Raw genomic sequence first — 23,837 nt, 5'->3', positions numbered from 1 at the left:
ATGAAAAAAGTAAAGCATATATATAGTCGTTATGCCGCTGCTGCCCTGATGGCTTGCTCGTTGTTAACGTTCACCGGTTGTGAAAAGTACCTGGAGAATACAGCCTTGCCGGCAGGTACCATTGCAGGGAAAGACGCTTTCGTATCGGACAATTCCGTATCGGCCATTGTAACTGGTAATTTCCTGGCCCTGAGCAATAGCGGTATTTTTTCGGGTGTGAGTTATCTGTCTGCGCTGTATACCGATGAGTTGAAGCCGATCGCCACCAGCAATACCAACGCTATTGCCTTTTATAAGAACAGTATTGCCAGCGACCAGGCACGCCAATGGAGCGATCTTTATGCACAGATCTATGCCGTGAATGCTGCCATAGAAGGCATTCAAAGTACGAAAGCCACTTTGTACTATAAGAACCAATGGCTGGGTGAAAGTTATTTCACCCGGGCGCTGTTGTATTTTCAACTGGTAAACCTGTATGGCGATGCGCCGCTGGCGCTTACCACCGATTATAAGGTGAATGCTGTATTGCCCCGGGCGCTACAAAGCAACGTGTACCAGCAGATCATTAAAGACCTGCAGGAAGCACAGTCTTTGCTGGGCACTGATTATAAAGACGGCTATGGCGTGAATACTACAGCCCGTGTGCGCCCCAATAAGGCAGTAGCCACAGCGCTGCTGGCCAAGGCCTGTCTGTATGCCAAAGAATGGCAGCAGGCAGAAACAGCCGCAACAGCCATTATTACAGATCCGGCGTATCAATTATCTACCTTACCGCAAGCCTTCCTGGCGGATAATGGCAGCAATAAGGAAACGATCTGGGCTATTGCCACTAATAACGATGAACGGACTCCTGAGTATGGCCAGTACAATTCCGGTATGCCAGCCGCTGTAACTACAGACCCGGCCGGTACCTATAATGTACTGGTAGCCATGAGCGATACCCTGGCGAAATCGTTTGAACCCAATGACGGCCGCTTTACCAATTGGGTACGTTCTACGGTGTATACGGGTGTAACGCCTGCTGTCACTTATTATTTTCCCAATAAGTACAAGTCGAATGCTGTAGGTGCGGAAAGACCGGTATTCTTACGCCTGGCCGAGCTATACCTCATCAGGGCGGAGGCACGTGTAAAGCTTACCCATTTAGCTGATGCGGCGGACGACCTTGATGCCATACGCCTGCGGGCCGGGTTGCCTGCTACTACGGCGGCTACGCAGGCCGACCTGCTGGCGGCCATCGCCCGGGAGCGGAAGGTGGAGCTGTTCACTGAATGCTCTAACCGTTTCTTCGACCTGAAGCGCACAGAGACAATAGATGATGTAATGACAAATATTTCCCCTTTGAAAGGAGGCGTATGGAGTCACTTTAAACAATTGTGGCCCATTCCGCCAGCCGATCTGAAACTAAATCCGGCATTAACTCCTAACCCTGGATACTAATAATCCGGCCCTTATACAAACGCATAGCGGGTTCCCGTTCCCGCTATGCTATTTTTCCCATGCCAAATTATTATATGAAAAGAATATTGTTGTTGATAGCGATCACCATGCCCGTACTGCTTACCGCGCAAACGTCTTCTTATTCCATTATTGTGAGATTACCTGCATTGAAAGAAAACACGCATGCCTACCTGGTAGAAGATTGGGGATGGAGCAATCAGCGGATACTCGATTCTGCTGTATGTAAGCAGGGCGCTTTTGTGTTCAAAGGCGCTGCCGGCAATACTGTGAAGGCGCATATTGTAATGGACCATACCGGGCTGGGGATAGCCGGCCAGGAAAGGACCGCAGATGCTTTACTGGTGTACCTGGACAGTACTACCGTAATGATCAAAGGAAAAGACTCTGTGCGCAAGGCAGTGATCAGTGGGTCTACACTGAACGAGGCGTATAAGCACTACTACAAAATGGTATTGGCAGATGGAGAAAATGCCAACCAGGCATTGGAGGCTGTCTATGCGCGTGCAACACCGGCACAAAAGAATGACGCTGCCTTCAGGGATAGCCTGATGGATATTATAAAGCAGGCATGGGTAAAAAGGGACAGCCTTAAGTATGCATATATCAAAAAATATCCCCGTTCTTATTTCAGCCTGGAAGCGCTGATAGAAGTGGCTGGGCAAGATATAGATGTGCTAAAGATAAAACCCCTGTTTGAGGGACTTGCCTCCCCATTGCGCAACAGCCGGCAAGGGCTTGCTTTTGCCAAAATATTGTATGATATGGGGCCGACATCTGTAGGGGCGTATGCGTCCGACTTTGCACAACCGGATTCAGCCGGCAATATGGTGCGCCTGGCTGATTTTAAAGGCCGTTATGTATTGCTTGATTTCTGGGCCTCGTGGTGCGGCCCCTGCCGTGCTGAAAACCCGGCCGTATTGAAAGCTTATAACACTTATAAAGACAAGTCATTTACCGTGCTGGGTGTATCGCTTGATGAGACGTCCAAACGCCAGGCATGGCTACAGGCGATTGAAAAGGACGGCTTGCCATGGACACAGGTGTCCGATCTGAAAGGATGGAACAATGCTGCTGCCAGGTTATACGGAGTAATGGCTATTCCGCAGAACTACCTGATTGATCCCTCCGGTAAGATCATCGCCAGGAACCTGCGTGGCGAGGCATTGCAGGCGAAGCTAAAAGAGATATTGGGCGATGGTAAGGGGCAATAGCCTATTTGTTATTTGAATAGCTCCTGATGCTTTTTGACATCCAGGACGGATTGTATAGATTGCTCTAAAGCATTGGCTGCATAGTTAAGTTGTTCTTCCTGGTAATAACCGAAAACAGCCAGTTGAGTCCAGGTCCTTTTTTTCAGGTATTCGCTTTCGTGGCTTAATGCTACCTGCTTATCTGTCATTTGATGAATAAAAGCGTTTAGCCTGTCTTCCGGAAAGATAATGGTGAAAACCCTGGAATCAGGACTGCTGTAAGGCGCCAGGTCATAGGTATTTAAAATGGCAAAGAACTGATGGCAATATTGATGGATCAGGCCGGCCTGGTGTGCAGTTATTTTCTGCTGCATTGAAACATATAATGCATCAATAAGATTGGAAGAAATGGTAAAAGGAACCTGGCATTTGTCCGAATAATAAGCTATATCATAATACAGGGGCATCCTGTTATCTGTCTGCGGACTGATATTGGAGAGTATTAATGCCAGTCCGGAACAGGCAGCCAACCCTTTACCCGATGAGGCGGTCGCCATACTCACCTTTGATAGGTTGAGCGGCATGGCGCCTGCTGCGCTTATACAATCAACAAAACAAAGGCAATTGCAGGAGGAGCATAATGCTGCTAAAGCATCCAGGTCGTTTAAAACACCCGTAGATGTTTCACAATGACAAAAAAGAAGCCACTTGATATCTCCCGCCTGAAGCATGGCTGTAATTTCGGGTAGGTTGAACGATTGTCCCCAATCAAGTTCATATTTCACAAAATCCAGGGAGATGCGTTCAGCCTGCCGGAGCAGCCTTGACCCGAACTCGCCATTGGAAAGGATCAATCCTTTTGATCCCAACATTTTTACCTGGTATAACATGGCCTCATTGGCAAGGGTGCCACTTCCGCTCATGATAAATGCCTGGTGCACTGAAAAGGTACGACACAATAACTCCGACGTATTGTTGAATAATTCCCTGAATGCTGCCGATCTGTGGGAAATCGCAGGAGCACTTAGGGCTTTTCTTACTTCTCTTGAAATGTTTACAGGACCGGTACTAAGATTAATGCGTTCTGAAATCATTGCGCAGTTTGTTTAATGTTATAGACATGGGTTGGTACAAAGCTCCCTGGTGGCCAACGAGCGGTCCAAAAGGAGTAAACCCCATACTGGCGTATAACCGGATCTGCCTGGTCGTGCCTGAGATAACGGCTGCGTCTATGTTATTCCTGATCAATTCGGTGCACAGGTATTGTAGTAAACGATAAGTTACTGTAATTTTCCTTGCTGCCGGGGCAACAGCCAATAGCCTGATCTCAGCAAGGTTGGTACAGGCGGGGAGAAAGCGATCCAGGTCGGGGATTTTTTCATCCAGGGAGAATGGCCGCAATTGGTTATAGCAAACCATTCCTATTAGTTGTTGATCTTTTAGTGCTATGATGTATTTATTCTTGAAATGGAATTTATCTACCAGTATTTTCTCCTCGTTGTGCTTATGCTGTGGGATCTCTTCAACAAAGGTTTTGTAGTTAAGTTGATGGATCTGATAGAATTCAGCATCCTGGTCAGCAGGTTTAATAATCATAGGCCGGGGGACTTATATACGAATATTTAGTATTTTATTTTCATTATCAGCTTGTATATTGTGGGTAGCAGCACTGGTATGCTTAATGATATTTTGTAATGGATCCTTGCATCGTTCTAAAAATAATTAATTCTGCATGAAGTTTTCAAAAACAGGGCAATTTTATGGGGTCACGAATGAAACGATTCACCTGGACGGGGTAACCCTCACGGATACCGAATATTCGCAGGACCGGGTGCCCTGGCATTTTCATGAGAATAGTTATTTCACGTTCATCCTGGAAGGTGGTATGGTGGAAGGCAATAAAAAAGATAGGTATGAGTGCTGTGCCGGGGACCTGTTGTTTCACAACTGGCAGGATGCCCATTACAATATTGCTTCCGGCCAGTTTACCCGGGGCATTCATGTGGAGGTTAATGGCCGGTGGTTTGAAGGTTTTGACCGGCTCAACGATGTTACTGAAGGAAGCATCCGTATTACCGCCCCCCGCATCAAGATGCTGATGTATAATATCGTCCGGGAAATGAAGATAGCCGGTAATACCGGTCAATTGAGCATTGATGCTTTGTTATTGGACATATTCGGGCGCTTGTCAACCTCCCAACGCAGGATGCATGATAGAAATCCCCGATGGGTAGACAGGATCAAAGAGATGCTGCATGAACCCAAAGAGCATTGGACGCTGACCGGCCTGGCTACCTCCCTGGATGTGCATCCGGTTCATTTATCACGCGACTTCTCTAAGTATTTTGGTACGACCCTGGGAGATTATATCCGGACGATCAGGGTGCAACGGGCCCTGGCACTATTGCCCAACCAGGAGCTTTCCCTGACCGATATATCCTTTGAATGCGGCTTTGCCGACCAGAGCCATTTTATCCGCTCGTTCAAGTCTTATTACCAGGTGACTCCTTTGCACTATCGTAAATTCCTGTTAAGAAATAAGCCGTGTTAAAATCGTTCTATTTTTGCGTGGGCGCCTGCAATAGTTTTGACCCAACAAAACACTAAAATCCCGCACATGCATTCCCGCTTATTGATAGTTATTTTTCTCCTTGGATCCGTGATTACCGCTACCGCCCAGGATATAGTCAGGGATCAGGGGATTACTTCTCCTTTTCACCAGGCCAATACCGGCAAGATCATTTTTACTGCCCGGCCAATTGCTTTGCCGGAGCTTACTCCCGGTGATTTTTTGGATACTTATGAGCTCACCAATAAGAGCAACCTGTTCATGACGGTGTTTATGAACCATTCATTGACGAATTATATGCACCGGCTGGCCCCCGGACTTTCCGTAGACAGCCTGCATAAACTCAGCGGCTACCAGTTCTCTTTGCTGGTAGATGGCCGGCTGGTTTACAAGAGTGATATCCTGGGAGCGCCGCTGCCTGCCGTCAGGGATACGGAAACCGTGATGCGTAAGCCGCTGATCGATAATGAGCAGGAGGGCGTATGGTGGACCCAGTTTTTCTGGGGCCGTTTTCTAAGGAATGGTGGAGACAGTGCATTGACAGAGGGAAAGCATCTGCTCAGGCTGGAGATCCGCCCGCATGTACTGTCGGTAGTGGGTGATGTTATTGCCGCCGGCGACCTGAACCTGGTGGTGAACAGGAAGATTGTTGTTGATGTGTCGCGTATTCAATTGAACCGTATTGAACCCTATCCGGGCTTTGCCGTTTCCACGGAATCATTCGACCGCAATAAGATAAAAGAGCTGAAAGGAAAGATTGAGGCGATGGAATTCAGGAGGATCAACAGCATTGTGGTTATCAAAGATGGCAAGTTATTGATTGAGGAATATTTTAACGGGGAAAGCCGGAGCTCTTTGCATGATCCGAGATCGGTGGGCAAATCCTTTGCTTCTACGATGGCCGGTATCGCCATCGGTGAAGGTTATTTAAAAGGCGAGGGGCAGACATTAAAGGAATTTTATCCGCTATCTACTTTTGCCAATTACTCACCCGAAAAAGAGCGTGTTACCCTGAAAGACCTGCTCACGATGAGTGCCGCCTTTGATGGGAATGATGACGATGGCAATTCGCCGGGCAATGAAGAGAATATGTACCCTACGAGTGATTGGGTGAAGTTCACGCTCGATCTGCCGGTGAGCGCCACCAGGCCCCGTGGACAATGGCATTATTTTACAGCCGGGGTGGTGCTGCTGGGGGATATTTTAAATAAGACAGTGCCTGGCGGGTTGGAACAATATGCCCATAAAAAACTCTTTGCCCCATTGGGCATTCAATACCAGTGGGGGTATACGCCACAACATGTTCCTAATACAGCGGGTGGCATCCGGCTGAATGCGCTCGATTTTGCCAAATACGGACAATTGTATAAGAACGGTGGCCGGTGGAATGGTAAACAGATCCTTCCGCGGCAGTGGGTTGATAAGACGTTCAGCAGGCAGTTGCCCATACCTGGCAGGCCGGACGAGTTTTATGGGTATCTTTTCTGGAACAAGCAATACACTGTGCGTGGCAAACGCTATGAAACCTACTATTGTACAGGTAACGGTGGCAATAAGATATTTGTGTTCAAAGACCAGCCGTTGGTGATCGTGATAACAGCCAGCGCTTATGGGCAGCCATACGCCCATCCGCAGGTAGACAGGATGATGACTGATTATATTCTGCCGGCTGTGCTGGATAAATAACTTTAACAAACCTTTCGGTCCTTTCAAAAGGGTAATGAGTAACTTGTCCGGGCTACTATTCATGTTGCCTATGCACAAGTTATTTACCCTTTTCACAGGTTTATTGATTGTTGGTTGTACCGTTGCACAGGATATTACGCAGCGACTGGACGATTATCTTTTAAAGCCACAGAAGAAGCAAGCGTTCAACGGAACGGCGCTTGTGGTGCACCACGGGAATATCCTGTTGTATAAAGGATATGGATTTAAAAATGCCGTTGCCCACACTTTTAATGACACGGGTACGATATACCGTATCGGTTCACTCACGAAGCCTTTTACCGCCGCCGTTATACTCCGGCTTGCTGAACAGCATAGGCTTTCTTTGCAGGACCCCATCGCCAAGTTCCTGCCGGGCTATCCACATGGCGACTCCATTACTGTTGAGCACCTGCTTACCCATAGTTCCGGTGTGAGAGAATACCTGCTCATAAAGGCTATTCAGTCGCTGCCGGATGGGGCGCCACCGGTAACCCGGGACAAGCTGATCGCTTATTTCAGTCATGAGCCACTGAGTATACAGCCGGGAGAAAAGTTTTCCTATTCCAACTCCAATTATATTTTGCTCACCGCCATTATTGAGAAGGTTACCGGTGAGCCATTTGAGCAGGTAGCGCGGCGCACGATCTTTGAACCGCTTGGCATGCTGCATTCGGGTTATGATTTTCAGCATGTGAAGGATAGCAATAAGGCGACTGGTCATTTGAGTATGAAGGAGAGGAAGGTCCTCCAGGTAGACTTTGATTCTACCTGGGCGCCGGGATGCGGCGCTATGTATTCAACGGTGATGGACATTTATCATTGGTACCGGGGATTGTACAATGGAAAGGTGATGCAGGACAGTACCCGGGAACAGGCCTTTGTGCGCAGGAAAGGGGATTACGGGTACGGATGGTTTAATGAAAAGAAGCAGGGACGCACCTGCATTTCCCATGCCGGCGGAGTGCCGGGTTTTTTGGCCAATCTGCAGTTTTATCCTAAAGAAGACCTCTGCGTGATCGTGCTGAGCAATGCCCCTGAGCGCGATATTTTCATAGATAGTGATCAACTGGCGCGCATCGTGCTCAGGAGCCGGGGTGGGCAATGATCCAAGTGACCTGTGTTCTATTCGGCTTATTATGCTGAAACAGGCAATCCTGTTTCTTTCCAGGCCTTGATACCGCCATCGAGGTGGGCTACATTTTCATAACCCATTTGCTGTAGTGTTTGGGCTGCCAGGGCCGAGCGGCCGCCGGAGGCGCAATGCAGGATGATCCTTTTTTCTTTGTCAAACGCTGGTTTGTGATACGGCAGGGAAGCATCCGCATAAAATTCCAGCATACCACGGGGTGCATGTACCGAGCCGGGTATGATGCCGTTTTGTGTCAATTCTTCACTTTCACGAATATCAATCAGTGTGGTATTACCTGTTGCCAGTTCCTCTTTTACCTGTTGCGGTGTCAGGTTCTCCACCTGTTGTTTGGCTTCCCTGACAAGGTCTGCCGCTGTTTTTGCTGCCATAAGGGTGATTTTTAGGGATCAAATTTAGCGGCTTCCTTTTACTGCTTTTATCACCTTTTTGAGCTATACGCCCTCCCCGGATGTGGGAGGGCAGGGAATATTTTAGCCTCATTCATTCCGCAGGCTGACGGTGGGATTGGCCAGTGCCGCTTTCAGCGTAAGCCAGGCTGTCGTAAGCAGGGCGATCAATACCAATATAACTACCGGCAATATAAACTGCCACCAGGTTAACGATACCCTGAATGCATAATCGTTGAGCCATTGCATGATCAGTAATATGGCCAGCGGGATGGCTACCAGGCTGCACCACAGGATCAGCTTCACCGTATTCCAGGTAAGCAGGGACAGAATGTGCCGCACAGAAGCGCCTGCTACTTTGCGTATACCAATCTCTTTGGTGCGCCTTGCAGTGGAATAAGCCGTTAAACCGAATAGACCCATACAGGCAATCAGTATGGCTATCAGGGAAAAGAGCATGAAGTTGTTACCAAACTGTATATCCTGCTGGTATTGGCGGTTGTAGAATTCATCCAGGAAGAAGCTGTCAAAAGATGATTCAGGAAAGAACTCCTGCCAGCTCTTTTTCAAATGGGCCATTTTATCGGGCATGGAACCGGCCGTAATTTTTACCGAAAAGTAATCGGTGGGTATCCATCCCAGGGCAGGGTCCATAAATAAGATGACGGGTGTATAGGCTTCCTGCAGTGATTGCTGGTGGTAGTCTTTGATCACGCCAATGATCTTATTGGGCCGTTGGGTAACGGTTTCCAGCCATACCTGCTGGTCCAGGGCTGCTTCGGCAGAAGCAAACCCGAATTGCCTGACAGCCGATTCGTTGAGCACCACGCCGGTTGAATCATCGGGCCGGGTTTTATCAAACCCTCTTCCTGCCATGATCTGGAGGCCATAGGTAGCTATAAAATCATGGTCTACTTTCAGCATCTCATAGAGCCGTTCTTCTGCGGCAGACGCACCAAACCGCCTGTTGGCCAGGAATTTTCCCACTTTCTTACCGGGCACTGCGCCGGATGCTGTGACGGCTGTAACACCGGGTATTGCCTGGAAGGAAGTTTTTATGCTTTGTATTTTTTGTTTGTAGTTGTCTGTTTTGGCAGGCGACTTGATCACAATGGTTTGTTCAATACCTACGCCAATGTTTTGTGTATGCATGTAATGCAGTTGCCGGTAAACGGCGATGGTGCCTGCTATGAGCAGCAGGGAGGCCGTGAACTGGAATGCCACCATGGATCTCCGTAGGAGAGTACCGCTGACAGAAAAGGAGAAGCGTCCTTTCAATACCTGAACGGGATTTAAGCGTACCAATACCAGGGCAGGGTAGATGCCCGCCATGAATACACCAGCGAACAGTACAGCGCCTACGCGCAGGAACAAGGTAGTATCAAACAGTAATCCGTGCGAGCCGTTGGCAATGAGGAACCCGGGTAGCCACCACCACACCGTCATGACCAGCACAATGGCTAATAGCAGCGCAACGAGGTTAATGAGGAAAGACTCGAACAGGAACTGAAAGATGAGCTGGTAGGAACGGGCGCCGTTGATTTTCCGGATACCTATTTCGCGGGAACGGTCAATGGACCGGGCAGTGGTGAGGTTGATGTAGTTGATGAAGGCTATGATGAGTATCACGAATGCCATGATGCCCAACAACTGTATTGACTGACGGTTTCCCTTGATGCCTAGTTCATATTGTTTGGCCGGGTTGAGGTGAATGTCTTGTAATGGCGCCAGTTGTATGGCCCATTTCACGTCTTTGAGGGCTGGTCCTGTTTTGTATTTTTCGGCAAGGGCCGGGAATTGAGCTTCAATGCTGGCGGGGGAAATGCCTGGCTGCAGCTTTACGAAAGTATAGTTTTCATGCATGTACCAGAAGTCTTTTAGCCAGTTGGGCATGGTGCTCCAGGAGATCAGCATATCGAACTGCAGGGAAGAGTTGGGCGGAAGGTTTTTGAATACACCGCTCACGGCGCAGTTAAGCTTGCCACTCTGCGTGCTGATATCGAGAAATTTGCCTACCGGGTTCTCCTTGCCAAAGTATTTTTGGGCGGCTGCTTCGGAAATGACCACTGTATTTACTTCTTTCAGCACGGTAAGGGGATCGCCCTTCAGGAGGGGATAAGAAAAGAAAGCAAAGAAGTTACTGTCGGCAAAGCAAACATGTTCTTCCCGGTGTTTGATATCCTCGTAACGCACCATCCGTTCGGCATTGTGCCAGTCGATCCGGGTATAGGAAACGATGCCCGGCAGGTTGTCCTGCATGGCCCTGGCATATCCATTGGTGCTGGTGGCCCAGTCGTCGGTGAGGTGATCGCCTTTGTAGAACCGGCTTTCCACGCGGTAGATATTGTCTCCACCGGCATGTGTGCGGTCATAGCTTTCTTCAAAGTTGATATAGGCGCTGATGAGCAGGAAGGCTGCTATACCAAGGGCAAGGCCGGTGACGTTAATAAGCGTATAAATCCTGTTTTTGGTAAGGTTGCGCCAGGTGACGAGGAGGATGTTTCGTAGCATACCCAATGTTATTAAAAACTGGTCAGATTCAATAACTTTATTTTATCTTCAACGCTTTAACCATCCAATATGGTATTGAATTATCTGTGGATCTCTTTTTTCCTGATCGCTTTTGTGGTAGCCCTGATCAAGCTGATCTTCCTGGGTGATGTGGTGGTGTTTAAGGCGATTATTGATGGGGTATTTGAGACCGCCAAGACAGGGGTGGATATTTCCCTTGGCCTGATCGGGTTGATGGCTTTGTTCCTGGGCTTTATGCAGATCGGGGAAAGGGCCGGAGCGATCAATGTATTGTCGCGGATCGTAGGACCCTTTTTCAGTAAGCTGTTTCCCGGCGTTCCCCGCAACCACCCGGCCATGGGACATATGATGATGAATTTTTCCGCCAACCTGCTTCAACTGGATAATGCGGCTGTCCCTTTTGGATTGAAGGCGATGGAAAGCCTGCAGGAACTGAATAAAGATAAAGAGACGGCTTCTGATGCGCAGGTGATGTTTATGGTATTGCATGCTTCGGGGCTTAGTATTATCCCGATGAGTGTTATTGCCCAGCGGGTGATCGTGGGCTCTAAGAACGCGACTGATATTTTTATCCCCTGTGTGATCTGTACGTTTGTGGCTACGATGGTGGCCATGATCATTACGGCTTTCAAGCAGCATTTCAGCGGCCGGCAGTGGACAGCCATTATCATCTTTGCGCTGGTAGGTGCAGCGTGCCTGGGGGGCCTGGCGGTATTCCTGCGACACCTGAGCACAGCCAATGCCACTATTTTTTCTAATGTATTGAGTACGGGCCTTGTTATGCTGCTTTTTGTAGTGTTTATCCTGGGCGGTATGTATAAGAAGATTGCCGTGTATGATGCGTTTATTGACGGCGCCAAACAGGGTTTTGAGGTGGCGGTAAAGATCATACCTTACCTGGTAGGGATGCTGGTAGCCATCAGCGTGCTGCGCAATAGCGGCGTATTTGATTATATCATGCAGGGCGCTAAATGGTTTTTTTCCCAACTGGGTATTAATACAGACTTTGTTCCTGCTTTGCCTACTGCGTTGATGCGGCCATTCAGTGGCAGTGGTTCCAGGGCCATGATGATTGATGCCATGACTAAAAACGGCCCTGATTCTTTTGTTGGCCGCCTGAGCTGTATGTTCCAGGGATCATCGGAAACTACTTTTTATGTAGTGGCTTTGTATTTTGGGTCTGTAGGTATCAAAAGAACCCGCTACGCCATCCCGGTTTCCCTGCTGGCCGACCTGGCCGGTATTATAACAGCTATTATTGTGGCGTATAACTGGCCGTGGGGGTAGGAAAAGGCTTAGCCAGAAAGACGGGAAGGCGGTAATGTTCCTTCGACAGCCCTTCGACAAGCTCAGGGTGACAATGTTTTATTACTGGATTGTTTTTCTTTCAATGACCAGTTTTCCGTTGGCATCCCATCCGCCGATGATCAGTTCACTGTTCAATGATCCCGGTACATTAAAAACTATAGGTTTAGGTAAAGGCTTGCTAAAGCTTCTCCAGGCCAAGGTGTTGCCCGGCTGCGGTTCTTTTTCTTCAGACAGATATAGGTATACTTCCCGTGTTACAGAATAACCCTTACGTTTATCACTGGCAAGGCTCTTATCTGTAGTAGAAGTGGCCGCTCCCTTTTTGGTAAATACGGCTATATAACCATTATAAGCGCCCAGCGTAGCCGTTGGCTGTTTGTTAACAGTAACCAGTGCAATATCTTCTACCTGAATGGAATTCAGCACGTCTTTGGAAACCTGTACTTCATTCAGGAAAAAGTAGATGCCTGTAGGATTTTCCATGGCGTCGCTCATGTCTTCCCCCGTACCAGTGCTTTGGGGTGCTTCATTGTAACGGGAAAATCGCACCACCGGGTCCAGCAGGTCGCCCTCAATAATGATACCGGGTACACTACCCCGTATAAACTGCCATATACTGATGTAATTAGTTCTTTCAGGCACCAGCACCTGAGATGTTCCATCATTAAAAATAGGGCTCAGGTATTCCTGTTTCAAAGAATCCATCCTGCTTTTTGCTTTGGCAGTTACTACCACCTGCTGCAACTCCCTGAACCGCGGATCAACAGGTTTGAGGCTATCCAGTAATTTTTTAAATGCCGGGTCAAGCTGCCCTTTCAGGTATTCCTTGGGATAACGTATCAATGGCGCCAGGGCTGCTGTTTTCAGTGTGTCAAAGAAGGAAGGATAGAGTTCCATCTTCATCAGTTCCTTCTTGTTCTTGGGATTATGGGCCTGGAAATAGATACGGGCCTCTTTCTTAAACTGAACATCGGGTACGGTAAAATCGCCATTGGGGAAAGTTTTGGCTTTGGAAAGGGTAGTGGAGGAGTCATCTCCTTTAATGATCAGCTCCGCATCGTATCCCTGGGCATCTATTTTGCCAACAAAGGGAGCTACTTTTCCCCTGATGGTAATGCCCGATTCAACGATGTATTTCAGCGCAGGTGGCTGCACCTGCCATTTAGCACCCAGCAGGCCGGTAGTTTGTGACAGTAACAGTTGATCTATGACGGCGAGCGATTGATCGGTCTGCAGGTTATCCAGTTCAACGAAATAGTCCTGTTGCAGCTCCGGGATCGAGGGTAACAGGTTAATCACTGTGCCGCCATCGCCTGTAAGCAAGGGGCGCGTTGCTACTGCTGTAATAAAGCCGGCATTAAGCGTAGAGGGGATGGTAATTCTTTTTTTACCCTCTGTATTTTGTATCGTAACCTCCGGACCGGCAATGGCTGCAGGTGTATTGTATATCTTGCGATGTGCCAGCACGGTGTTCTCTTCATCCAATACCCAGAACGTGATAACTCCTGCCGGTAACTTATTGCGGTTTACGGCCGTTGCCGTAGCGCCTTCATTGAAATCGAAAACAGACTGGTAACAGATCTTATTCTGGTGAATGCCCATTACCAGGAAGTTGTTCTTCTTGTTGTCGCTGCTTTTGTCGAGGGAGATAAACAGCTTGCTCTTATTGGTAGCGTCGGTTTTTATGCTTATTCCTTTAGAAGCTTCTAAAGTGATATTCGACGTCATGCCGGTTGCATTGAACTTATAAGTCCTGTTACCGGCTGCCGGTGTGAAGGTGATCTTTGCCAGGCCGTACTCATTGGTCCTGCCGGCAGCAATTGGTTTATTGGTATTATCGGTAATGTAAAAGGTATCTTTTACGGGCAGGTTATTTTTACCGGTTAATCTTACCAGGAAATTATTCTCTATACCTTCTCCCCATACCCCGCCTTCTGGTTGTATGATCACTTTGGCGCATACACTTTCCTGTTTTTGTAAACGGAATGGTTTGGCGGCATAATCATCTCCTATAACGAATACCTGTGTTTGCGCAATAGTCGCCGGCATATTCTTCATCCATAATGTATAGGCGTTAATGATGTAGGCTCCGGACGAGACCGTGTCGGGAATTTTTATGTTTACAGCACTGGTACCATTTACCACAGGCAACATCTTCTTTTCAATGACCTTGCCATCATAGTTGGCCAGTTCAATATAGACCGTTTTGCTCAGGAATGTAGGCTGCTGATGTACACTGATAAAGCTGTTCAGCCATACGGTCTCTCCGGCCACATATTCTTTTTTGTCGGTAACCAGGAAAATGTTTTCCCGGGGATAGGCTTCATCGTATTGCTGCAGGGAAGAGTCAATGGACAGGAGGGGTTTTTCAAAGCTATGTTGCTGTGCTATGGCACCCTGGATGAGCAATAATGCAAAGGGAAGAACTGAAAATGATCTGCTTTTCATATGAATGCTTTAGGGCTATACAATTGGCAATCAATATAGGAAATTAATAGAGAAGCCCCCATGTTTGTGGGGGCTTCCGGGTCTATAATTTTTATTTTAATACGTGGGTACGAGGGATACCATCATCCTTCTTGGATCGGGAGAAACAAGTCCTGCAAACCCTCTTGTCAGGATCGTATACGTCCGCCCGTTTTGCATGCCGGTGGTGGGGTAGGATGCCACTGTATTGGCGCCGCCTGGCGCCAGCCCGGTTTTAACTGCTGCAAAGGTGAGCGAAGCGCCGGGTGTGATGGTGAGCTCGACGTAGTCAGATACTTTCGTATAAGCAATATCGGAAGCCAGCTTAACAGTACCGGCATAGATATCCAGGTTTACGCCCACATTAGGAATACCATTAAAGAATTTAAATTTGGCTTTAGTGGCCGGAGGAGATGGCGTTTCATCCACTACCACCGTTCCCACTACATTGGGCACCGTATCTGTGAGCATGAGCGTTTGTCTTTTGCCTTCTTCCAGGTCAAATATTCCGGTAAATACGACGAGCGAATCGGTGCTGGTGTTGAGATAAGGCACGGATACAGTGATTTTCGTGTCGGGTTTGCTGCTAACGGACAGGTAATCTGCATAGTTATTACCCAGTGTATTAAAACCGCCTCCGGGATAAGCCACTGCATAATTAAACAGGTTGCTGATACGCACAGTATCGACCTTCAATTGCACTCCAAGGTTGGCCCTCCAGGCAGTAAAATAGCCTATTTTAACACGGGCATTATCTCCCGGGTTAATTTCATTTTTAGTAGCCAGCTTATTTTTTTCGCAGGCTAATAAGGAAACAGTAACCAATATAGCGACGAATATTTTCTTCATAATTAATCTTATTAAGAATGATTAAGGTTGGCTGGTGCTAAACCATGTTTCGATGGTATGATATTCCGGTGAGTTGGCAATTTCCGGCATGTAAATGTTCCATACATATTCGGAATTGTAGCGTGGCCTTACGCGGTAAGCATATTTACCATTGTTATCGGCAAAGAGTAGTACGGGCTTCATCATGCCTGAATACACCTGTTCGGTAGCGCCTGGTTGGACATCATCAATATCCCAATAGTGATATTTACGCATATCGGTCCATGTTTCTACAAATCCCCATCCCCACAGCGCAATGAATTTCTGCTGCATAATGTCCGACAGGCGGAGGTCGGCAGCATTTTGTTTGACATTGGCGCTGGCCAGATAGGCGGTTCTTTCCTGTGCTGAAAGGGGTGTTTGGTTGAATAAGGCGCTCTGGTTGCGTGGATAGCTGGTGCGATTAATGAAATCAAAGTGGCCGTTAATGCCATTTTTATAAGCAGTATGGGCAGTAGTGGCATCGCCTTTACGCAGCGCAGCTTCTGCCTTGAGGAACTGCATTTCAGAATAGGTCATTACAGGCATTACCGCTTTATTCTGGAACAGGTATTTACCTGATTTGGCAGCGAAGTTGGCGTTGCCTGGGTTGGAATATAAACTATCCCCCCAAAGGACTGGTACCCTTCGTCTGGTGCTGGCGGTGGGCACAGTATCTCCCAGGCCGGGAATTGTTACCCTGTAGCCTCCATTACCAGAATAGGTAAGGGTATCAGGTGAAGCTACCAGCATATGACGGATACGGGGATCGCGGTTGGCCAGGGCGTTGGAACCGGCAAACACACTGCCATCCAGTAAACGTACGATGTAATCGCTTTGGCGTATGGGCGTCATATTATCGCGGTAGGTGCCAAAGATGTTGGCATCCGCTGTTCTGCTGGCCTCAAACGGTACTACGAAGTCATCTGCACCATTGGCCATCGCCAGGTCAGTATATTTGATCACACTATCTGCAGAATATTGCGGCTTATGAATGATAGCGCTGAAATTACGGGCCAGTACGCCATAGGCAAACTTTTTCCAGCGGGCTATTTCAGTATCAAAGTTGGCAGAGTTGCCATAGGTAAGGTCGCCGCGTGTGAGGCGAAGTGAGGCTGGATTATATTCCTTGTTATCGAGGAAAGCGATCGCCAACCGGGCCAGGGAGTCCACGCCCTTGTACACTTCTTTCTGGTCATCCCAGCGGAAGAAAAGAGAATCTTCTTTAAATGCATCGTGGAAGATGATCTCTCCATGATAGTTAGTGGTAAGCTGGAAGAGGTAGGCCTTTATTGCGAGCGCAGCGCCTACGACGTCCCATTGACCTCTTTTTTGGCCTTCCTCAATACAGTACTCCATGTTTTTTCCCACCCCAAAGTAGGTAGCTCTCCAGATACCGGCGGCACGGTCGGCCGTATGACCATTGTGTCCATGTGCATCCCAGGTAAACTGGTTCTGGCTGGAGTTAAAAGCATGCCAGAATTGGATATAGGAACCAATCCACAGTGCATCAAACTGAACGCCGCCGGTGCCCCGTTCACCGCCTGCCCCGGGAATATTGGATATCAATACAGGAAAAACAGAAGTAGGGTCCGGGTTCTGTGGCGTATCCGGGTCACTGTTAATGTCCAGGAATTTTTTACACGAAGTAAGCAGAACAGAACCAGCAAGTATAATGAAAAGTATCTTTTTCATACCGAGTGTTTTAAAATCAATTAAAAGGATAACCTTACGCCGGCGCTCAATGTGCGGGGAGTAGATATTGAACCATAGTCAATACCAATACCTCCGATACCACCAGTAGAAGGGTTGTTAGCGCTCACAGAAGGATCAGCACCTGAATAGTTGGTGATCATGAACAGGTCTGTAGCGGTAACAAATACACTGGCCGATTTGATACGCAACTTTTTCACTACATTGGAAGCGAGCCGGTAGCTCAAGGTGATGTCCCGCAGGCGGATCCAGTCTACATCTTTTTCCACGAAGTCGCCTTCCACGATACCGGCTGTGGAAGCTGTAGTGCTCTGGTAATAATCGTTCCTGTAATAAGGGATGATCACGATGTTGTTGGGAGTGGGGTGGGCTGTATTCTCCAGTCCATCTTTTAATACACCTTTGATAACACGGGGTATTTCGCGGTCGAGGGTACGCTCACTGATACCGTTGCGGTATAAGGCCATTTCTGTACCATTGAAGATATCACCACCACGGCGCATATCGAGGTTGAAAGAAAGGCTCAATCCTTTCCAGGTAACGGTGTTTTGCACACCTACAGCAAAGTCCGGTGCCCTGTCAGCAACAGGTACAAAGCTGCCCTGTGTGGAGGGTAAACCGGAGCCCGGATTGATCAGCAGGTCGCCTTTGTTGTTCGTGGCAAAAGAGTTCCCGTATAGTACATAGATGGATTGGCCGGGAGCTGTTTGTGAACGAAGGCTGCCATATACCCAGGTATCAGAATCATAATAGCCACCGGGGCCTGAATTCAGTTTCAGTACTTTATTTCTGAAGCGGTCAAAGTTCACTACCACATTCCATTCAAAATTCTTGGTCCTTACAGGTGTACCGGTTAACTGTATTTCCATTCCCTTGTTCTGGATGTCGCCGCCATTATAGTATTTAAGAATAAAGCCGGTGCCATATGATACGCGGGGGAAGAAGATCTGATCAGTGGTCTTGTTGTTATACATCGTAAAGTTTACACCCAGTCTATTCTTGAACATAGCCAATTCAAATCCATATTCAAGGCTTTTAGTAAATTGAGGGTCCAGTTCAAAGTTGTTACCGGTAAACCTGTATCCATATCCGCCACCCGTAGTGGTTACGGCCTGGAAGCTGGGATCTATATTGTAGGGTAATAAGCCGGCTGTCTGTCCGGAAGTAGAGTAGCCAATCCGTAATTTAAACAAGTCGAGGTCGGAAATCATATCCTTTACTTCTTTAATCTCGCCAATGTTAACGGCCAGGGTGCCTGATCCAAATGTGTAGAACGGATTCTTACTGATGAATCTGGACATTAGTACCGAGTTGCCTTCATAAGAAAGTGAGAAGGTGGGTATGATAATGTCTTTCCAGTTAAAGCTGTATTGACCGTAAAAACGAACCTTCCTGCTTTGCTGTTGCTGGTTGCTGGCAAGCATGGTGGTAGGCTCCGTGTTGTTAATAGATTTGACATTCAGCTCCATGAAACGTTCACCCTTCATTGCATTGATAACGCGCCTGTTGTCTTCTACGTAAAATCCACCTGTGAGTGTGTTCCTGATCTCGCCAAAGTTCTTGCGCACCACACCCCGGATATTACCGGTAAGCTGGCGGTAGATCGCATCATACTGGGAAAACCAGCCGTTGGAAGCAATGCCATAGCGTGATTGGGGATGTGTTGCCTGGTAACCGGTAGTAGTATAGTTGTCAAGGCTCACAATCGCTGTAAGGCCCAGCCATTTATAGGGGTCGAAATTATAAGTAATGTTACCAAAGATACGATTGGTCCTGTCTTCTGCTTCATTCTTATTCACATCCCAGAATGGGTTGTCGTACTCTTGTGTGCCTGTGGTAGTGGTAGACAACAGGAATTTACGGGTACCATTGGGATTGAGGTAAACGCTCATGTCATTATCTGTAGGCCAGGTAAGAGCGCCCAGGTAATAGCTTCCGATACCTTTACTGGTTTTATCAACGTTGGTATTGGTAAAATTCGTAGTAAAAGTGAGCCTTGATTTAGGTGATAATCTGGCATCACCGGTGAAACGTACTGATATCCGTTGAAAGCCAGAGGATGGTATGACCCCTTGTTGATTGGTGTAACCACCATTCAGGCGAAAGGTAAAACCTTCATTACCGCCTTCCACACTTAAGTTGTGCTGTTGTGTTTTTCCGGTACGGAAAAACTGGTCGATGTTGTCATAAAAAACGGTAGAATCGGGATATTTTGCGCCCAGGTAAAAAGGTGTGAAAGTGGTAGTTTCTCCAAAAGCTGCGGCCGATTCGGTGGGATTTGAAATACCGTTACGTCCGCGGGCATATACTTTTTGTATATTATGAAAGCGGTAGAGTTCTTCCATACGGAAGGTGTTGTCGTAGGTAATCGTGGCTTTACCGGCTTTCCCCTTTTTAGTGGTAATGATAATAACACCGTTGGCTGCATCTGTTCCATAGAGGGCCTGCGCTTCAGGACCCTTATAGATAACGATGCTTTCAATATCCTCGGGGTTAAGATCTCCGGCACGATTCATAAAATCGTCACTTCGGTTGGCAGTATTCCGGGTGAGCATGTTGTCGCGATCCTGGTTCAGCACATTGTTGTCCAATGGAACGCCATCAATGACAAACAAAGGTTGATTGCTAAGGCTAACGGCGCTTCCTCCACGGAGAATGATGGAGGTGGAAGCACCTGGCGCACCGCTGGTAGCATTTACCTGTGCACCTGGTACGCGGCCAGCCAGGGAGTTGATGAAATTCTCACGCCTGGTTTGTGCAATGTCTTCACCCTTCACTTCGGTTACGGCAGTACCCAACGATTTCTTTTCACGCTTGATGCCGTATGCCGTCACTACTACTTCGCCCATCTCGTTCTCTTTTGAAACAAGCTTCGCATTGACCAGGTTATTGTCACCTACGGTGATTTCCTGGCGGGCATAACCGATGTAAGTAAGGATAAGTACATGGCCTTTTTCTGCAGCTATGGTAAAATAGCCTGCATTGTTCGTTTGAACACGTGTGTTGGTGTTTCGATTAGTGATCGTTACTCCTTGCAGTGGGGTATTGTCTTCGTCTGCCAGGACCGTGCCGCTAACAGTTCGCTGCTGTGCGGGCAGGTAGGTGCACGGTAATAACAGGAGAACGGCCAGGAGCAGCCGGAGGGTCTTTCTCATAAGCTGATTGTGTTTTTAGCTTTTAGTTATAAACAGTCGTTGTATACGTTGAATTACACAGGGATAAGGCGGTTGGCAGGGAAATGGTTATTCACAGGGGTTCAGGGGCCCGTGCATTTACAAACTGTTCTACAGAAGCTATTATAACACCTCAATACCTACATCACGATAAGGCTTCAGCATCGGATCGTCGGGCGATAATTCAGTGATCAGCGTATGGATTTTATTGACTTCAGCAATATGGATAGGTTGGAGTGAATTGATCTTTTCGGCAATGGACAGGCACACTACTTTCCGGGAGGATTCGATCATGGCTTTTTTGAGATGTACTACATCCCAGTCACTATCGGTAATGCCATCTTTAATGCTGATGGCATTGACACCGAGGAAACACACATCGGCCCGTATGCGTTTGATCTGGGCAATGGCCTCACTGCCTACTGTTATTTTGGAGTTCTTGGATACTTTGTCGCCAATGAGGATGACCTCAATGGTGGGGTGGTACATGTATTCCAGCACAGCAGGAATACTGCCCGATATAAAGGTGGCCCTCAGTTGCGGGGGCAATGCCCGGGCCAGCTCAATGATGGTGGTGCCGCCGGTAGTGAGCACAAACATGCCGTCTTCTACCAGGGATGCTGCTTTTTGCGCAATTATCTTTTTATGGTCGTGCGAATAGACGTTGTTGGATGGGTAGTAGACCTGGTTAAAGGAGTGGGAGAGGGCGCCACCATGTACTTTGATGATCTTGCCTTCATCGGCCAGTTCCTGGAGGTCGCGCCGGATAGTATCTTCTGATACACTGATTTCCAGGCTTAGGCTGGAGGACAACACTTTGTTGTGAAGGTTGACCTGGTGCAGTATGTATGCCTGACGTTCCTTCTTTAGCATCGGTTAGCGGTTACCCGCACAAATTAGGTAAAATGACGCATAAAGTTGCAGTAGTGGGAAAATAAATTTGCATGATGCCGTAAGTAATCCTGCACAATCATGATATTATAAGCATTTATTATGCAATATAGCCTATAGGCGGTGGTGTTTGCGGTATTATGCGGAAATTCCTGGGTGGGATGCGGGGTATGGAGTTTTGATTTTGGCTGGTGATTTCCAGTGCATCTCTCCTGGTTTCTGGCGGTCTTTTGGTCAACGTGATGAGGCCGTCCTGTGTAATGACCCATTGGCTGAGCGTTGGTCCGCCTTTGGGCTGTTGGTCTGCCTGTTCAAGGTTTTGTTGCGCCAATTGTTTTTCTTTTTCCAGCAGGCGGGCATATGCTGCCGCGTTCCTTTCTTTGGCCAGGCGTTTTCTTTCTTCTTCTTCCGGGTCTCTCCATTTGGGTTTGCCGTTTTTGTCTTTCCGTTTCAGGAGGCGTTGGATGGATTCCTGGCTGTATTTTCTTCTCTTCCTGATCTTTTGGGGTTTGGGCTGAAAGATAGGATTGTCCGGGTCGGCTGCCTTTTGCTGTTCCCAGTATTCGACATAACATTTCCAGAGGAGTTGTTTTACTTCTTCGTCTGTATAGGCATTCTCTTTTAATAAGGTGAATGCTTCGCCGGTGAAGGAGCGGTACATCCAAAACTGGCGCCAGCCGGGTGGCAGGGCTTTGTAGACCTGCGAGCCGATCTTTGAGGCGCGGGCCAGCAAGCGGGCATAGACCATGGTCCATTTAAACTCCGGACTTGTTTTGACGCGTTTGCTGCTGAGGGAACTTTTGGCGCGGGCGTAGTATTGCCCGTCCATTTTATAGAAGGTAATGTCATCGAAAGTGCCTTCGAAGGAGCAGAGTCCGGCGATTTGCTTTGCCATGGGATTGGATTATATGTATGAATTTACGAATTTGTCTGAACCGGGATTGAAAGATTTTTGGGATTGGGAGGAGATAAGCCGGTAAGGCGGGAAGGCGGGAAAGGGACTAAGGGTTGGGGCACCAGTACCCCCTGCACAAGGCCGGGCGGCATACTGGCGCCAGGCTGAAAAGTTGTTGATTATGAGATGGTTTGAGGGTATAGAGGAGAGTGCGAATGATGGTGTAACCGGGTTGCGGTTTTAGTAAAATGCGCCTTTAATACTCCTGAAGTGCGGCTGAAATACGGCTGATCTGCGGCTGGTCCCTTGCTGATCTGGGATTCTAAGTTGTAGGTTGTGAGCCGTGAGCTTTGAGCGAAAAAGCACTAAGGGGTGGGAGGGAACAAGTACCCTTTCACACAAGGCCAGGAAGGTATATATACGTCAATTGAAGTGATTGATTGTAAATAAGTTGAATGTTTATAAAGGCGTTTATCCGGATGGTGTAACCAAGTTGTGATTTTAGTTAAATGCGCCTTTAATATGCTTTATGGTGGGGGTATCTATTCTTCATCCCTTTAATAGCTACGTACCATCCCCTTGGTTATTCGCAAGCTGTTTTGTGAGGGGCTGGTGGGTGTTTGTAAGCCAGCCATTCAGCGGGAAGGAAAGCTCAAAATAACCCTAACAGGTTGATTAAGGCAGCTTTATCCTTATGCAAAAGTTTAGTAAACCTTGTACCATCTATGGGCTGAGTGCGCTTTAACCTACCAGGATGACAAAAGGTTGGTACAAGGATGAGAGAAGGTTCGACTTCCCCAGCAGAGTCCTGTCCCGAGGGGACTCTGCGTCTACCGGAAGGCATTTTTACCCACTTCAGGGTATTCCCTGGCAGGTTCTCATTTATTAATTTCAGGTATAATATATTGCATGGCGCGCTATGACACCATACCACCGGTAACGGGTACCTTTGATAGCTTCTGCATCTATAAGATGTATGGGAGGTACTTTTTGCGTTCCCGTAGCTCACTCACCGGTGAAAGGGTGAAGAAAGACCCCGCTTTCCGCAAAACGATGCAATATGCCGCCCTGCTGGCCAAAGCTTCCCGTATCGGTTCAGCAGTGTATGCCTTGGTGCCGGCAGAACGGAAAGAGCATGCGCTCTACCGCAAACTCACCGGTGAAGCCATGACCTGGCTGAAGTACCAGTGGAAGGAAGAAGACATCATCGCTTATCTGGCCAAACAATATACCCGCACAGCAATACCCGCGAAGGAACCTGCTGTAACAATATTGAAAGCGCCTCACCGCCGCCGCTCACGGCGCATTAGGAGTACACTACAGGATCTGCTGGAAGCAAAACCGGTAAAGAAACTGTCGCGCCACCTGCTTGACTGGCGAGACCGGGAAAAGGAATACCGGCGACGATATAATGAAGCGATTACTGCTTATCCCTGGGGGGAATATGTGATGATGTGATTCCAGATTTCTCTGCAATTTTCCAGCTTTTGATAAAACTGTAGTTGTACTCAGAGCCGCTGAGTTCCGAC

General features: G+C 47.9%; 17 protein-coding genes. 7 read left to right on the top strand and 10 right to left on the bottom strand.

Going from position 1 to position 23,837, the window contains the following annotated elements:
* Nucleotides 1-1,440, top strand: coding sequence for a RagB/SusD family nutrient uptake outer membrane protein (locus HB364_RS28545; RefSeq protein ID WP_167291840.1), 1,440 nt, complete (start codon nucleotides 1-3; stop codon nucleotides 1,438-1,440).
* A gap of 74 nt (nucleotides 1,441-1,514) precedes the next feature.
* Entirely contained in the window at nucleotides 1,515-2,672 is a 1,158-nt protein-coding gene (locus HB364_RS28540; RefSeq protein WP_167291839.1) for a TlpA disulfide reductase family protein, read from the top strand.
* A gap of 8 nt (nucleotides 2,673-2,680) precedes the next feature.
* Here HB364_RS28540 and HB364_RS28535 read toward each other — a convergent pair whose 3' ends face one another.
* Both HB364_RS28535 and HB364_RS28530 read right to left on the bottom strand, forming a co-directional pair.
* Nucleotides 2,681-3,745: an aminotransferase class V-fold PLP-dependent enzyme gene (locus tag HB364_RS28535; RefSeq protein WP_167291838.1), complete on the bottom strand. Its 1,065-nt coding sequence runs from the start codon at nucleotides 3,743-3,745 to the stop codon at nucleotides 2,681-2,683.
* Nucleotides 3,726-4,247: a GNAT family N-acetyltransferase gene (locus HB364_RS28530; protein WP_167291837.1), complete on the bottom strand. Its 522-nt coding sequence runs from the start codon at nucleotides 4,245-4,247 to the stop codon at nucleotides 3,726-3,728. The genes HB364_RS28535 and HB364_RS28530 overlap by 20 nt, the downstream gene beginning before the upstream one ends.
* Nucleotides 4,248-4,383: 136 nt before the next feature.
* On the opposite strand from HB364_RS28530, the gene HB364_RS28525 reads away from it, so the two are divergent.
* From HB364_RS28525 to HB364_RS28515, 3 genes are all read left to right on the top strand, one after another.
* Nucleotides 4,384-5,202: a helix-turn-helix transcriptional regulator gene (locus HB364_RS28525; protein ID WP_167291836.1), complete on the top strand. Its 819-nt coding sequence runs from the start codon at nucleotides 4,384-4,386 to the stop codon at nucleotides 5,200-5,202.
* A gap of 66 nt (nucleotides 5,203-5,268) precedes the next feature.
* Entirely contained in the window at nucleotides 5,269-6,906 is a 1,638-nt protein-coding gene (locus tag HB364_RS28520) for a serine hydrolase domain-containing protein (protein WP_167291835.1), read from the top strand.
* Nucleotides 6,907-6,976: 70 nt separating this feature from the next.
* A complete protein-coding gene (locus tag HB364_RS28515) occupies nucleotides 6,977-8,032 on the top strand; it encodes a serine hydrolase domain-containing protein (protein WP_167291834.1) in 1,056 nt (351 codons plus the stop codon).
* Between the two features lie 29 nt (nucleotides 8,033-8,061).
* Here the strand turns inward: HB364_RS28515 and HB364_RS28510 are convergent, their stop codons facing one another.
* Nucleotides 8,062-8,445, bottom strand: a complete 384-nt coding sequence (locus HB364_RS28510; RefSeq protein WP_167291833.1) for a rhodanese-like domain-containing protein — start codon at nucleotides 8,443-8,445, stop codon at nucleotides 8,062-8,064.
* 108 nt (nucleotides 8,446-8,553) lie between these two features.
* On the bottom strand, nucleotides 8,554-10,974 hold the full coding sequence (locus HB364_RS28505; protein ID WP_167291832.1) for an ABC transporter permease: 2,421 nt from the start codon (nucleotides 10,972-10,974) through the stop codon (nucleotides 8,554-8,556).
* A 69-nt stretch (nucleotides 10,975-11,043) separates the two neighbouring features.
* Here HB364_RS28505 and HB364_RS28500 point away from each other — a divergent pair, with 69 nt between their 5' ends.
* Complete coding sequence (locus HB364_RS28500; protein ID WP_167291831.1) at nucleotides 11,044-12,282, top strand: nucleoside recognition domain-containing protein; 1,239 nt, start codon at nucleotides 11,044-11,046, stop codon at nucleotides 12,280-12,282.
* Between the two features lie 81 nt (nucleotides 12,283-12,363).
* On the opposite strand, the gene HB364_RS28495 is transcribed toward HB364_RS28500, so the two are convergent.
* The 6 genes from HB364_RS28495 to HB364_RS28470 all read right to left on the bottom strand — a co-directional run bounded on the left by HB364_RS28495 (nucleotide 12,364) and on the right by HB364_RS28470 (nucleotide 22,308).
* Nucleotides 12,364-14,751 carry a hypothetical protein gene (locus HB364_RS28495; protein ID WP_167291830.1) on the bottom strand — a complete coding sequence of 796 codons (2,388 nt, stop codon included), beginning with the start codon at nucleotides 14,749-14,751 and terminating at the stop codon, nucleotides 12,364-12,366.
* Between the two features lie 96 nt (nucleotides 14,752-14,847).
* Nucleotides 14,848-15,618: a DUF4397 domain-containing protein gene (locus tag HB364_RS28490; RefSeq protein WP_167291829.1), complete on the bottom strand. Its 771-nt coding sequence runs from the start codon at nucleotides 15,616-15,618 to the stop codon at nucleotides 14,848-14,850.
* A gap of 21 nt (nucleotides 15,619-15,639) precedes the next feature.
* The gene (locus tag HB364_RS28485) at nucleotides 15,640-17,331 is read right to left on the bottom strand and encodes a SusD/RagB family nutrient-binding outer membrane lipoprotein (protein WP_167291828.1); all 1,692 of its coding nucleotides are present in this window, start codon (nucleotides 17,329-17,331) and stop codon (nucleotides 15,640-15,642) included.
* A gap of 20 nt (nucleotides 17,332-17,351) precedes the next feature.
* Nucleotides 17,352-20,504 carry a SusC/RagA family TonB-linked outer membrane protein gene (locus HB364_RS28480; protein ID WP_167291827.1) on the bottom strand — a complete coding sequence of 1,051 codons (3,153 nt, stop codon included), beginning with the start codon at nucleotides 20,502-20,504 and terminating at the stop codon, nucleotides 17,352-17,354.
* Between the two features lie 141 nt (nucleotides 20,505-20,645).
* Entirely contained in the window at nucleotides 20,646-21,395 is a 750-nt protein-coding gene (locus HB364_RS28475; protein ID WP_167291826.1) for a DeoR/GlpR family DNA-binding transcription regulator, read from the bottom strand.
* A gap of 118 nt (nucleotides 21,396-21,513) precedes the next feature.
* Nucleotides 21,514-22,308: a hypothetical protein gene (locus HB364_RS28470; RefSeq protein WP_167291825.1), complete on the bottom strand. Its 795-nt coding sequence runs from the start codon at nucleotides 22,306-22,308 to the stop codon at nucleotides 21,514-21,516.
* Nucleotides 22,309-23,217: 909 nt separating this feature from the next.
* On the opposite strand from HB364_RS28470, the gene HB364_RS28465 reads away from it, so the two are divergent.
* Nucleotides 23,218-23,766 (top strand): hypothetical protein, encoded by a 549-nt coding sequence (locus HB364_RS28465; protein ID WP_167291824.1) that lies wholly within the window; start codon nucleotides 23,218-23,220, stop codon nucleotides 23,764-23,766.
* Nucleotides 23,767-23,837 lie beyond the last annotated feature (71 nt).

The sequence above is a fragment of the Paraflavitalea devenefica genome (assembly GCF_011759375.1).
Lineage (GTDB): Bacteria > Bacteroidota > Bacteroidia > Chitinophagales > Chitinophagaceae > Paraflavitalea > Paraflavitalea devenefica.
Note: the sequence above shows the minus strand (reverse complement) of the source record. Positions and strands in the feature narration are given on the sequence as shown.